General features: G+C 66.8%; 10 protein-coding genes. 4 read left to right on the top strand and 6 right to left on the bottom strand.

The window, feature by feature from the left end; genetic code table 11:
* Nucleotides 1-6: 6 nt before the first annotated feature.
* The gene (gene panB / locus E3T34_RS10175) at nt 7-879 is read right to left on the bottom strand and encodes a 3-methyl-2-oxobutanoate hydroxymethyltransferase (RefSeq protein ID WP_104101948.1); all 873 of its coding nucleotides are present in this window, start codon (nt 877-879) and stop codon (nt 7-9) included.
* Nucleotides 880-980: 101 nt separating this feature from the next.
* On the opposite strand from panB, the gene E3T34_RS10170 reads away from it, so the two are divergent.
* Nucleotides 981-2,318, top strand: a complete 1,338-nt coding sequence (locus tag E3T34_RS10170) for a glutamine synthetase family protein (protein WP_104101951.1) — start codon at nt 981-983, stop codon at nt 2,316-2,318.
* Between the two features lie 19 nt (nt 2,319-2,337).
* Complete coding sequence (locus E3T34_RS10165; RefSeq protein WP_134342907.1) at nt 2,338-5,373, top strand: bifunctional [glutamine synthetase] adenylyltransferase/[glutamine synthetase]-adenylyl-L-tyrosine phosphorylase; 3,036 nt, start codon at nt 2,338-2,340, stop codon at nt 5,371-5,373.
* An 81-nt stretch (nt 5,374-5,454) separates the two neighbouring features.
* Here E3T34_RS10165 and glnA read toward each other — a convergent pair whose 3' ends face one another.
* Nucleotides 5,455-6,879, bottom strand: coding sequence for a type I glutamate--ammonia ligase (gene glnA, locus E3T34_RS10160; protein WP_104101957.1), 1,425 nt, complete (start codon nt 6,877-6,879; stop codon nt 5,455-5,457).
* 144 nt (nt 6,880-7,023) lie between these two features.
* On the opposite strand from glnA, the gene E3T34_RS10155 reads away from it, so the two are divergent.
* Nucleotides 7,024-7,464: an RDD family protein gene (locus E3T34_RS10155; protein WP_134342906.1), complete on the top strand. Its 441-nt coding sequence runs from the start codon at nt 7,024-7,026 to the stop codon at nt 7,462-7,464.
* A 22-nt stretch (nt 7,465-7,486) separates the two neighbouring features.
* Here E3T34_RS10155 and E3T34_RS10150 read toward each other — a convergent pair whose 3' ends face one another.
* The 3 genes from E3T34_RS10150 to lipB are packed head-to-tail and all read right to left on the bottom strand — an operon-like array spanning nt 7,487 to nt 9,867.
* Nucleotides 7,487-8,197 carry a DUF4191 domain-containing protein gene (locus tag E3T34_RS10150; RefSeq protein ID WP_104101963.1) on the bottom strand — a complete coding sequence of 237 codons (711 nt, stop codon included), beginning with the start codon at nt 8,195-8,197 and terminating at the stop codon, nt 7,487-7,489.
* Between the two features lie 48 nt (nt 8,198-8,245).
* Entirely contained in the window at nt 8,246-9,235 is a 990-nt protein-coding gene (gene lipA, locus E3T34_RS10145; protein ID WP_134342905.1) for a lipoyl synthase, read from the bottom strand.
* Nucleotides 9,232-9,867, bottom strand: coding sequence for a lipoyl(octanoyl) transferase LipB (gene lipB, locus E3T34_RS10140; protein ID WP_104101969.1), 636 nt, complete (start codon nt 9,865-9,867; stop codon nt 9,232-9,234). The genes lipA and lipB overlap by 4 nt, the downstream gene beginning before the upstream one ends.
* Nucleotides 9,868-9,976: 109 nt before the next feature.
* Here lipB and E3T34_RS10135 point away from each other — a divergent pair, with 109 nt between their 5' ends.
* Nucleotides 9,977-11,584, top strand: coding sequence for a protein kinase (locus tag E3T34_RS10135; RefSeq protein ID WP_166785880.1), 1,608 nt, complete (start codon nt 9,977-9,979; stop codon nt 11,582-11,584).
* On the opposite strand, the gene E3T34_RS10130 is transcribed toward E3T34_RS10135, so the two are convergent.
* The gene (locus E3T34_RS10130) at nt 11,581-13,086 is read right to left on the bottom strand and encodes a 2-oxo acid dehydrogenase subunit E2 (RefSeq protein WP_134342903.1); all 1,506 of its coding nucleotides are present in this window, start codon (nt 13,084-13,086) and stop codon (nt 11,581-11,583) included. The genes E3T34_RS10135 and E3T34_RS10130 overlap by 4 nt on opposite strands.
* Nucleotides 13,087-13,130: the final 44 nt, after the last annotated feature.

Here is a 13,130-nt window from a genome sequence, read left to right as displayed (position 1 = left end):
CGAGTTTTACTCGTAGCTGTGTTCCGGCCCGGGGTACGCGCCGGAGTCGACGTCGTCCTTGAACCGGTGCACAGCATCCGTCAGCACGCCGCGCAGGTTGGCGTACTGCCGAACGAATCGGGGCACCCGCCCCTCGGTCATGCCGGCGAAATCCGTCCATACCAACAGCTGGCCGTCTACGTCGGGCCCAGCACCCACCCCGATCGTGGGGATGTCGAGCCGTGCGGTGACCAGTGCCGCGACCGTCGCCGGGACCATCTCGAGCACGACCGCGAAGGCGCCGGCGTCCTGCACCGCGAGGGCGTCTTCGATCAGCTCATCCGCGGCCTCGCCGCGGCCCTGGATCATGTGTCCGCCCAGCCCGTGCTCGCTCTGAGGGGTGAAGCCGACATGCCCCATCACGGGGATCCCCGATGACACGATGCGCTTGATCTGCTTGTGGCTGCGAACCCCGCCCTCAAGCTTGACCGCGTGGGCCTGCGCTTCCTTCATGAAACGCACGGCGGTGTGCAGGGCCTCGCTCTGGCCGGTCTCGTACGAACCGAAGGGCATGTCCGCGACGACGAGTGCGCGGGTCACGGCGCGCGCGACGGCCCGGGTGAGCGGAATGAGTTCGTCGACCGTCACCGGAAGGGTGGTCTCGTAGCCGAACACGTTGTTACCGGCCGAATCGCCCACGAGCAGGAAGTCGATGCCGGCCTGGTCGAAGATCTGGGCCGTGAGCATGTCGTAGCTGGTGAGCCCCGTTATCGGGATGCCCTGCTGCTTGGCGTTGTGAAAATGGCGCGTGCGCACCCGTTTGGGTCCGGACTGCACGGAAACGAAGGGATTCAGCTCGCTGACGGGCTGGGGTTCATCCGGAACGGTCGACTCTGGCATGCCTCAAGTGTAGTCAAGGCGCGTTCAGGCCGATCGGCGGCCGGTTTCGCCCGAGAGCCGGCGCCAGACAGTAGCCTAGGGAGCGACAAGAAAGGGCGTGAATGGACAAGCAGCGCGACTTCGTTCTTCGGACCATCGAGGAGCGGGGAATCAAGTTCATCCGACTCTGGTTCACGGATGTCGTCGGCACCCTCAAATCGGTGGCCATCGCACCCGCAGAGGTTGAGGGCGCATTCGCCGAGGGTCTCGGTTTCGACGGTTCGGCGATCGAGGGTCTCACCCGGTCGTTCGAGGCGGATGTGCTCGCGCACCCGGACCCGACCACGTTCCAGATCCTGCCCTGGCGCGGTGAGATCGACCCGACCGCCCGCATGTTCTGCGACATCATGACGCCGGACGGTCAGCCGGCCGTCGCCGATCCGCGAAATGTGCTTAAGCGCACGCTGGCCAAGGCAGCCGACCGCGGTTTCACGTTCTACACCCACCCCGAAATTGAGTTCTACCTGCTCAAGTCGTCCAAGTATGGCAAGAACGGCCCCGTGCCGGTGGACCACGCCGGCTACTTCGACAACGTTCCCGGCGGCACAGCCCACGACTTCCGCCGCCGGTCGGTGCGGATGCTCGAAGACCTTGGAATTTCGGTGGAATTCAGCCACCACGAGGCAGGTCCCGGTCAGAACGAGATCGACCTGCGCTACGCGGATGCGCTGACCACGGCGGATAACATCATGACCTTCCGCACGGTCATCAAGGAGGTGGCCATCGAGCAGGGCGTCTACGCGACGTTCATGCCGAAGCCGATGTCGGAGCACCCCGGGTCAGGAATGCACACGCACCTGTCATTGTTTGAGGGCGACACGAACGCGTTCTTCGAGGCGGGCGCGCAATACCAGCTCTCCAAGACCGGCCGCCAGTTCATCGCCGGGCTGCTCAAGCATGCCCCGGAGATCACCGCCGTCACGAACCAGTTCGTGAACTCCTACAAGCGCCTGTGGGGTGGGGACGAAGCCCCCAGCTTTGTGTGCTGGGGTCACAACAACCGGTCCGCCCTGATCCGGGTGCCACTCTACAAGCCTAATAAGGGGCAGAGCGCCCGCGTCGAGTACCGGGCCATCGACTCGGCAGCGAATCCGTACCTCGCGTACTCCCTCATGCTGGCCGCCGGGCTCAAGGGAATCGAAGAGGGCTACGAGCTTCCCCCCGAGGCCGAGGACAATGTGTGGGGCCTGAGCGACACCGAGCGGCGCGCCCTGGGCTACCGGCAGCTTCCAGCGAGCCTGGACCACGCGATCCAGTACATGGAGGAGTCCGAGTTGGTCGCCGAGACGCTGGGCGAGCACGTGTTCAACTATGTGCTGCTCAACAAGCGCCAGGAGTGGAAGGAGTACCGCTCGCAGGTCACTCCCTTCGAGCTCGACAAGAACCTCGAGATGCTCTAACAACGGGAGACGAGACCCGATGGCACGGGAACAGCTGACCCTGACCGAGCTCGCCCGGGTAGGCTTCGTCGAGCTGCGAGAGGTGCGTTTTCGGCTGGACGAGGTCGGTGACCTGGGCGGACCCGAATCGGCCGCACTGCTGCCGCTGCTCGGCAAGACTGCCAACCCGGATGCCGCCCTCGCGGCCCTCGTGTCGCTGCTGCGCCAGGCACCGCACGAGGTGCGGGCGTTGTTGCTGCACCCGGAGCAGACCCAGCGGCTGCTACGGGTCGTCGGCGCGTCGAGCGGACTGACCGAGTTCTTCCTGCGTCATCCGGAGGAATTGACGGTTCTCGCCCAGCCGCTCACGGCCCTTCCCGACCTGCCGGAACTGATCGAGGACCTGCTGGATGCGGTCGGTACCCGGGACGGGTTCGCCAGCCTCGTCGACGATGAGGGCTGGGTCGCCCTGCGGGTGCGCTATCGGCGCCGCCTGGCGCAGCTGGCCGCCTACGACCTCGAGCAGGCCGACCCGGTCGCGGGCCTGGACGCCGTCGCCCGCACGCTCGCCGACCTGGCGGCCGCCGCGCTGGAGGCCTCCTTGGCCGTCGCGCGGAGCATGTCCACCGGCCTGGTCGCGGGGCGAGGCGTATTCCCGGAGGAAGAGGTGCGCGCCACCCGGCTCGCGGTGATCGGCATGGGCAAGGCCGGCGCCGGCGAACTGAACTACGTCAGTGATGTCGACGTGATCTTCGTCGCCGAGGGTGACCCGGCCGCCGGCCTGGAAGCGCCGCGCGCGGTCGATATCGCCACCCGGCTCGCGATCCTGCTGATGCGGGGCCTGAATCAGCCCGCCGTCGAACCCGAGCTCTGGGAAGTGGACCCGAACCTCCGTCCCGAGGGCAAGTCCGGCGCCCTGGTGCGATCCCTCGAGTCTCACCTGGCCTACTACGACCGTTGGGCGAAGAGCTGGGAGTTCCAGGCGCTGCTGAAGGCCAGACCGCTGGCGGGCGACCTCGAGCTCGGGGGCCGGTATGTGGCGGCGGTGTCCCCGAAGGTGTGGACCAGTGCCAGCCGGGAGAATTTCGTCGAGTCCGTGCAGCGGATGCGCGAGCGCGTCACCAAGAACATTCCGGAGGACGAAGTCGCCGTGCAGCTGAAGCTCGGCCCCGGCGGCCTCCGCGACATCGAGTTCACTGTGCAGCTTCTGCAGCTCGTGCACGGTCAGGCGGATCCGGCGGTTCGGCAGGCCGGCACCCTGCCAGCGCTGACCGCGCTGGCCGAGAGCGGATATGTCGGGCGCGCTGAAGCGGCCGAGTTCGCTCAGGAGTACCGCATCCTGAGGCTGATGGAGCACCGCCTGCAGCTGGAGAAGCTCCGGCGCACCCACCTTGTCCCGCGCGACGAGTCGAGCCTGCGCGTCCTCGCCCGGGCGACCGGGCTCGCCCCGAACGCCGCCCAGCTGAGCGTCCGATGGCTGAACACCAAGCACCGGGTGCGCGGCCTGCATGAGCGCCTGTTCTACCGCCCTCTCCTGTCGGCGGTGGCCGCGCTTCCCGCGGACGGGCTGGGCCTCACCAGCGCCCAGGCCGAGGCCCGGCTGGCCGCGATCGGATTCCGCAACACCAAGGGCGCCCTCGGTCACATCGCGGCCCTCACCGGCGGGGTGTCCCGACGGGCGACGATTCAGCGCAATCTACTGCCTGTGCTGCTGCAATGGTTCTCCGAGGGACCCGACCCCGACTACGGGCTGCTCGCGTTCCGGCGCCTGAGCGACAGTCTCGGTACGACCTACTGGTTCCTGCGCATGCTCCGCGACTCATCCGGGGCCGCCGAGCGACTCACCCGGGTGCTGTCCTCATCCCGTTTCGTCGGCGAGCTCCTGGAGACGATTCCCGAATCCGTGGCCTGGCTGGAAGACGAGGACGACCTGCGGCCCCGCAGCGCGGCCACCCTCCGTGAGGAGGCCCGCGCCGTGCTGGCACGGCACGAGAGCCCGGAGGCGGCCGCCTCGATCCTGCGCACGGCCCGGCGCCGCGAAATGCTGCGGCTGGCGTTCTCGGCGATCCTGGGCCAGGTCAGCATCGACGAGCTGGCGACGGGGCTCACCGACGTCACCGCCACCATCATCGAGGGGGTGCTCGCCGCCATCCGTGGCACCACGCTCGACGGTGCCGAAGACGGTCAGGACGCCGACGGGATCGAATTCGCCGTGATCGGCATGGGCCGGTTCGGCGGCTCGGAACTGGGGTTCGGCTCGGATGCCGACGTGATGTACGTCTTTCGCCCGGGCACCCTCACCGGCGAGGCAGCCCACGACCGGGCGAAGTTCATCGTCAAGGAATTGTCGCGGCTCACCGATGACAACCGCCTGCCTCTGGACCTGGACATCGGGCTGCGCCCTGAGGGGAAGAACGGTTCCGTTGCCAGGTCCCTCGAGTCCTACGAGGCCTACTATCGGCGTTGGTCGCTCACCTGGGAGGCACAGGCGCTGTTGCGGGGGAGAGGAGTCGCCGGCGACGCCCGGCTCCTGGCCGACTTCGAGGCCGTCGCCGACGAGGTGCGGTATCCGTCATCGATCAGCGAACAGGCGATCCGTGAGGTCAAGCGGATCAAGGCCAGAGTCGAAAACGAACGGCTGCCGCAGGGCGCCGATCCCAACCGGCACCTCAAGCTCGGCCGAGGGTCGTTGAGCGACGTGGAGTGGTTCGTGCAGCTGCTTCAGCTGCAGCATGCGGCCGACATCGCCGAGCTGCGTACCTCGTCGACGCTCGGCGCCCTCCGCGCGGCCGTCGCCGCGGGCCTGGTCAACGAGACGGATGCCGAAACTCTCACCACAGCGTGGCTCTTCGCGTCCCGCTGCCGGTCCGCGATCACCCTCTGGACCAACAAGACCGCGGATGTCCTCCCGACCGACCGCGTGCAGCTCGAGGGCGTCGCCCGGGTGATGGAATACCCGCCGGGCTCTGCCAACCAGCTCGAGGAGGAATACCTCTCGGTGACCCGACGCGCCCGCGCGGTGTTCGAGCGCCTGTTCTATGGGCCGGTGGAGCGCGCCGGCCCCTTCGGCGGGTAGGTCCGGTACAGGCAGGAGGACCGCATCCCCGAGGGGATGAGGTCCTCCTGCCTATACCCAGCCGGTTGCCGGGGCTGCGGTCTAGACGCCGTAGTAGAGCTCGAACTCGAACGGGTGCGGACGCTGCGCGAGCGGCTTGATTTCCATCTCACGCTTGTAGTCGATCCAGGTTTCGATCAGTTCGGGCGTGAAGACGTTACCGGCAAGCAGGAAGTCGTGGTCGTTCTCAAGGGCTACGAGGGCCTCGCCGAGCGATGCGGGAACCTGCGGGATGTTCTTGGCCTCTTCGGGCGGCAGCTCGTAGAGGTCCTTGTCGACCGGCTCGTGCGGTTCGATCCGGTTCTTGATGCCGTCCAGTCCGGCCATCAGCTGGGCGGCGAAGGCGAGGTACGGGTTGCCCGAGGCATCGGGAGCGCGGAACTCGATGCGCTTCGCCTTCGGGTTGGTGCCCGTGATCGGGATCCGGATGGACGCCGAGCGGTTACCCGCCGAGTAGACGAGGTTGACGGGAGCTTCGAACCCCGGCACCAGACGGTGGTAGGAGTTGACGCTCGGGTTTGTGAAGGCGAGTACGGCCGGTGCGTGCTTGAGCAGACCGCCGATGTACCAGCGGGCGACGTCGGACAGTCCGCCGTAGCCGGACTCGTCGTAGAAAAGGGGCTTGCCGTCCGCCCACAGTGACTGGTGCGTGTGCATGCCGGAGCCGTTGTCGCCGAACAGAGGCTTCGGCATGAAGGTGGCCGTCTTTCCCCACTCGGCCGAGGTGTTCTTGACGATGTACTTGAACTTGAGCAGATCGTCGGCTGCGTGCACCATGGTGTCGAAGCGGTAGTTGATCTCGCCCTGGCCGCCGGTGCCGACCTCGTGGTGGCTGCGTTCCAGGATGAGTCCGGCGTCAATCAGCTTGAGGCAGATGTCGTCGCGCAGGTCGGCGTGCTGGTCGACCGGGCTGACGGGGAAGTAGCCGCCCTTAAAAGGCGTCTTGTTGGCGAGGTTCCCGCCGACCTCTTCCTTGCCCGAGTTCCAGGCACCCTCGCTGGAGTCCACGGAGTAGAAGCTGGAGTGCTGGTTCACTTCGTAGCGAACATCGTCGAAGATGTAGAACTCGGCCTCCGGAGCGAAGAATGCGGTGTCCGCGATCCCGGTCGAAGCCAGGTACTTCTCGGCCTTCTTGGCAACCTGACGCGGGTCCTTCGAATAGATCTCGCCGTTGCGCGGGTTGTAGATGTCGAAAAGCATGATGAGGGTGCGCTCGGTGCGGAACGCGTCGATGTAGGCCGTGGTCACGTCCGGGATCAGCTGCATGTCGGATTCGTGGATCGACGCGAAACCGCGGATCGACGAACCGTCGAACATCTGCCCGACCGTGAAGAACTCCTCATCGACGGTCGACGCGGGGATGTTGAAGTGCTGCTGAACACCCGGCAAATCGGTGAAACGGATGTCTAGGAACTTGACGTCCGTGTCTTTGATGAACTTGAGCACTTCTGACGAATCGCGGAACATGCGGTTTTTTCTCCAAACGACGTGGGCATAGAACGTGTAAGTCGCGCGCTGCGGCTTCTTTGAGGCTACTGGGATGCCATTACCCGGCAGTGACGCTTATGTTTCACACATGTTACAGCGGGGCCCGATCGGTAGACTCAGCCCGTGTCTGCCGCAGCCTCGAATTCGACCACTTTTGGACAACTTCCACCGAGCCGTTGGCCGGGGGAGCGCCTCGGCCTGCCGAACGAGGGAACCCGTTCCGTGGGGCGCGTCGGCCGCAGGATCGGCGCCCTCGCGTTGGACTGGGCCCTGGCCTACGGGGCGGCGGCACTGTTCTTCAGCACGAGCGGCGTGGTCAACGGCTTCGCTGTGACCGCCATTTTCGTGGGGCTCCAGATCGTGTTCATCCCGACCATTGGCGGCAGCATCGGCCACCGTCTGGTCGGGCTCCGGGTCGTTCCGCTCCAGCCGGGTTGGGTCGGGTTGTGGCGCCCCGTCGTGCGGTCCCTGCTGCTCGGGCTGGCGGCCCCCGCTCTGGTCTGGGACTCGGACCAGCGCGGTTTCCACGACAAGGTCGCGGGAACGGTGCTCATCCGCTCCTAGCCTGAGCCGCGAGGGGAAGAGCCTAGTTTCCGCGCTGCGGACGCGCCTTCATCGGGTCGACGCCCTTGGGGATCGGCAGTTTCTTGGTCATGGAATTCAACCGGTTGTTCACGGCGAGCACCTCGGCCTTGGTCAGGGTGGGCTTGATCCGGGTGAGGCGCCGGGCCAGTTTGTGCAGCGGCACGGCATCGGCGTCGGGGCCGACGCTGATGATGGTGACGGCGATGCTGCCGCCGAGCCTGGTCACCATCCGGCGCTCTTCCTCGAGCATGCGGGCCGTTCGGGTGCGCGGCCCTTCACTGATCAGCACCACGCCGCCGCGGCCGACAGCCCGGTACACGGCATCCTGAGTCTTGCCGTTGACGGCGACGGGCATCTCACTTCCCACCCAACCGCGCTTCAGCGAACCGCGCAGCACCGCGCCGACGGCGCCGGGCTGGCCCTCGATCTGCGTGTATGCGGCTTTCTCGGCGCGCTGGCCCAGGATGATGAGCATGGCGAGGATTCCGGTGAGCACACCCGAAATCGTCCACAAGACGATGTTGAGGATGCTTCCGGGGGACAGAATAAGGGCAAGTCCCAGCGCGACCGCGACGGGCACCACGAAGCCGAGAACCATGAACAACACGATCTTCTTGTCGTAGCGGCGTGTCATCTGGAACACCTGCCACATTTGCTTCATGCGGCCGGGCTTCTTGGGGGGGCGGGGAGTCTTGTCCTTGCTGCGTGCCATGGTTCCAAGACTACCCAGTCACCCGAATGTCTCGTGACCGATTTTTGATCAGGAGACCGCCTGCGCGAACCCGAGGGATGCGTCCGCCAGGTGGCGCAGTTGCGGCGGAACTTCGCGACCGGTCGCCAGCATGGACTGGGCCCAGAGCCGGCCGGCCCGATAGGACGAGCGCACAAGCGGGCCGGAGAGCACACCAAGGAAACCGATGGCCTCGGCTTCCTCCTTGAGTTCGACGAACTCCTCCGGCTTCACCCAGCGGGCCACGGGCAGATGACGCGCGCTCGGCCGCAGATACTGGGTGATCGTGATGATGTCGGTCCCGGCGTCGTGCAGGTCCTGGAGGGCCTGGCTGACCTCCGCGCGCTCCTCGCCCATGCCCAGGATCAGATTCGATTTCGTGATAAGTCCCGCATCGCGGCCCTGGGTGAGGACGTCCAGGGACCGTTCGTAGCGGAATGCCGGCCGGATTCGCTTGAAGATTCTCGGGACGGTCTCCACATTGTGGCCGAAGACCTCGGGCTGGGCGGAGAAAACCTCGCCGAGGTGGTCCGGGTTACCGGAGAAGTCCGGGACCAGAATCTCGACGCCGGTTCCGGGACTCTGCTGATGGATCTGCCGGATGGTCTCCGCGTAGAGCCAGGAGCCCTCGTCTGGCAGGTCGTCGCGGGCGACGCCCGTCACCGTGGCGTAGCGCAGATTCATCTTGACGACGGATTCCGCGACACGGCGCGGCTCATCCGTGTCGTACTCGGCAGGTTTGCCGGTATCGATCTGGCAGAAGTCGCACCGCCTCGTGCACTGTGACCCGCCGATCAGGAAGGTCGCCTCGCGGTCTTCCCAGCATTCGAAGATGTTAGGGCAGCCGGCCTCCTGGCACACGGTGTGCAGGTTTTCGCCCTTCACCAGGTTTTGGAGCTTGCGGTACTCCGGTCCCATCTTCGCCACCGTCTTGATCCAGGCGGGCTTACGTTCGATCGGCGTTTCCATATTGCGGATCTCAAGGCGGAGCATCTTGCGTCCCTCGGGCGTCGCGCTCATGCGGACACCGCCCAGACGGTCTCGAACTGGGCCGTGATGGGGGCGATGAGGTCGGCCGGTTTCACGTCGTGGCCGACCATTCTCGAGATGGTGGTGACGCCGGCGTCCTTGATCCCGCAGGCGATGATGTGGTCGTAGGGTTCGAGCGAGTTGTTGCAGTTGAGGGCGAAGCCGTGCATGGTCACTCCTTCCGCGACGCGGATTCCGATGGCGGCGATTTTGTCTTCCCGGCCCTCCGGGCCGACCCAGACTCCTGAACGGCCCGAGATTCGGCAGCCGACGATGTCGAAGCCCAGGAGGGCGTCGATGAGGATCCCCTCGAGGAGGCGCACGTAGCCGACGACGTCGACGGGCTCCCGGAGGCGAATAACCGGATACCCGACCAGCTGCCCGGGGCCGTGCCAGGTGATCTTCCCACCGCGGTCCGCGTCGATGACGGGGGTTCCGTTTCGGGGACGCTCCTCAGGAGCTGTGCGCTTCCCGGCGGTATACACACTCGGATGTTCGAGAAAGATGACGGTGTCCGACCTCTCCCCGGAGACGACGGAACGGTGGACTGCGCGTTGGAGCTCAAGGCCCTCAACATACGGCACGGAGTTGGCGCTTAGCCCCGCGACGACAAAGTCGAGCATGCCCTCATCCTAAACCCCGGCGCTCCTCCCCACGGGGTTGGCGGCCCGGTTGTCCCCGAACCGAGTCCGGGTCGGCCGGGAGGGGAGCGGCGAGGCCAGCATGTCCGGTATGAGAACTCGCGGTCGACGCGTCCGCAATCCGGGGCCCGCGTCCCCGCCGCACTCGACCGGCTCGGTACCCGGCGGCGGCCCCACATTGGTCGCAGGCTACCGCGCTCTGCGGCGCTTGGCGTCAACCGACCGGGCCGACCTGTATGTGGGCGTGGCGCCGTCCCCGTCGACCTCGACCGGGGATGAGGCGCGGGGGTGGGAGCAGGGTGGCTCCACGACGTCCGTCGTGCTCAAGGTCTTCCATCCGGGAACGGATGACTTCTCGATCGAACGGGAGGTCCAAGCCCTGACCACCCTGACGGTCGGACGGCTGACCACGCTCGTCGATGTCGGCACCCTGGCCGATGGCCGCACCTGCCTCGTACTGGAACAGCTCACGGGCGGGTCGCTGAGCGGCTTTCTGGAGGGCCGCAGCCACTTGCTTCCCGGGGAGGCGGTCACGATCCTGGCGCCGATCGCGGCCGCATTGGCGGAGCTGCAGGCCATCGGCCTGATCCATCCGGCCGTCAGCCTCGCGAGCATTCTCTTCGACTCCAGCGGGCGCCCGGTCCTGACCGGGCTGGGAGAGCTCCGGGCGCTGCCCGAAGCCGGTCGCGGGCGGTCCGAGGCGCTCGCCCTGGTGCACGGCCGGCTCGCGCAGGTCATCCGGACGGTGCTCGACCACGTCGATCCCGTCGTTCCGGTCCCGACGGTCCTTTGCGACCTGGAACGGTGGTGTGCGGTGCCGGCCGCTGGCTCGGCGGCCCGTACCTGGGGCGAGGTCGAGCATCTCCTGTTCGCCTGGGCCGAGGCCAGGCCGGTGAGGCTGGGTCGGAGCCCCGAGGCCGTCAGCGGGCCGCAACCGGCCGTCGACTGGCTCCGGAGACCTCTGAGTGACGATTTCGTCGGATGTGCTCCCACGGAGAAGGTCCGCTTTGCCGCAGAGGATCCCCGGGCCAAACGGATGCTCGGCAGCCGGGTCTCGCGTGCTCGCACGGCGGTTGGCCGGCTGTGGGAAGGTCACCCGGCCGGTGGGCTGAAGTCGCTGCTGGGCCGGCGGTTCCGCCTCCGCCGTGGGCCGCTGCTCCTCGTGGCCCTCGTGGCCCTGTTGAGTACGGGACTGGCGGTGATGGCGCTGGCCGCGGGTGGATCCGCACACACCGACGGAGCGCGGCCGGAGGGCTCTTCAAAGCCGGCCGAGTCGACCACCGCTGACGGCGACGAAGTAGGCGGCGACGGGTCTCCCCGAGAGGAAGCCGTGGTGACCGGTGACGACCCGGTGGTCGCGCTTCCGGCCCTGCTGCGGGTCCGCAGCCGGTGCCTTGCGGAGGTTTCGGTGGTCTGCCTCGATGCCGTGCACCAGGCGCAATCGGCGGCTCTGGCGGCCGACAGCTACACCCTGCGCATGATGCAACAGGGCGGCGAGGTCGCCGAATTCGAGGATTGGTCGTCGTGGGCGGCGGTTCTGGTGGAGCGAATGGGGGATGTCGCGCTCGTGTCGCTTCAGGCCCCGGATGCAGAACGACAGCCGGCCTCGGTCCTTGTGGTCAAGGGCGAGGCCGGCTGGCGAATCAGGGATATTTTCGACTACCAGTCAAGGTCTGGTCTCACGGACGACATCGACTAGATGCCGAGGTTTGCTTCGAAGGCACCTGCCTCGAGACGCTGCTTCATGGTGACGAGGAAGCGTGAAGCATCCGCGCCGTCAATGATGCGGTGATCATAGGACAGAGCCAGGAACACGGTCGAGCGGATCGCGATCGCGTCGAGGCCACCCTGGCTGACGACGATGGGCTTCTTGTAGACAACCCCGGTGCCGAGGATGGCGCTCTGCGGCAGGAAGACGACCGGGGTGTCGAAGAGCGCACCGCGCGAACCGGTGTTGGTCAGCGTGAACGTTCCACCAGACAGTTCGTCGGGCTTGAGCTTGTTGTCGCGGGTGCGCTGAGCGAGATCGGCGATCTGAGCGGCGAATCCGGCCAGATCGAGTTCGCCCGCGTTGCGCACGACCGGGGTCAGCAGGCCGCGTTCGGTATCGACCGCAATGCTGATGTTCTCCTGGCTCGGGTACACGATCGTGTCGCCGTTGATGGTGGCGTTGATGATTGGGTTGGCCTGAAGTGCCTCGGCTGCAGCGAGAGCGAAGAACGGCAGAAAGGACAGCTTGTTACCCGTCTTGGCGTGAAAATCGGCCTTGACCTGGTCGCGAAGAATCGCGACCCGGGTCACGTCGACCTCGACCACCGTGGTCAGCTGAGCCGATGACTGCATCGAGATGACGGCGCGTTCGGCGACGACCTTGCGCAGACGCGACATGGGCTGGGTGGTCCCGCGCAGGGCGGAAACCTCCACGGCCGGAGCTGTTGCTGCAGCCGTCCCGACGGGAGCGCTGGCCTGGGCGAGCGCGATGTCCTCCTTGCGGATGCGTCCACCGACACCGGTTCCGACCACGCGAGACAGATCGACGCCGGCCTCGTTCGCGAGTTTGCGGACGATGGGGGTGACGTAGCCGGATGTTCCCGCGTGCGATCCGCGGGAGACGGCCGGCTCCGGCGCGACCACGGGGGCAGCGGCAGGTGCTGGGGCGGCGACGGGGGCAGCGACAGGAGCCGCAGCAGCAACGGGCGCCGCGACCGGTGTGGGCGCGAACACCGGTGCGGGTGCAGCGACGGGTTCGGGAGCGGCGACCGGTGCGGGTGCCGCGACCGGTTCGGGAGCGGCGACCGGTGCGGGTGCCGCGACCGGTGCGGGTGCCGCGACCGGTTCGGGTGCTGCAACGGGTGCGGGTGCCGCCACGGGTGCGGGGGCGGCCACCGGTGCCGGCGCTTCCGCGACGGGCTCGGGAGCGTCCACCGGCGCAGGCGCTTCCGCGACGGGAGCGGAGGCACCGGAACCGTCACCGATCGTGACCAGCGGAGTTCCGACCTCGACGGTCTCATCTTCCTGAACCAGGATGGCCTCGATCACGCCGGCAATGGGGGACGGGATTTCCGTGTCCACCTTGTCGGTCGATACTTCCAGCAGCGGCTCGTCGACTTCGACGCGGTCTCCCACGTTCTTCAGCCAGCGGGTGACCGTACCCTCTGTGACACTCTCACCGAGTGCCGGGAGGTTAACGGATTCGCTCATGCGATTGTCTCCTTCAAAACGAATTGTCTGTAATTAGAGTACTG

This window comes from Cryobacterium sp. TMT1-62, assembly GCF_004403145.1.
Lineage (GTDB): Bacteria > Actinomycetota > Actinomycetes > Actinomycetales > Microbacteriaceae > Cryobacterium > Cryobacterium sandaracinum.
Note: the sequence above shows the minus strand (reverse complement) of the source record. Positions and strands in the feature narration are given on the sequence as shown.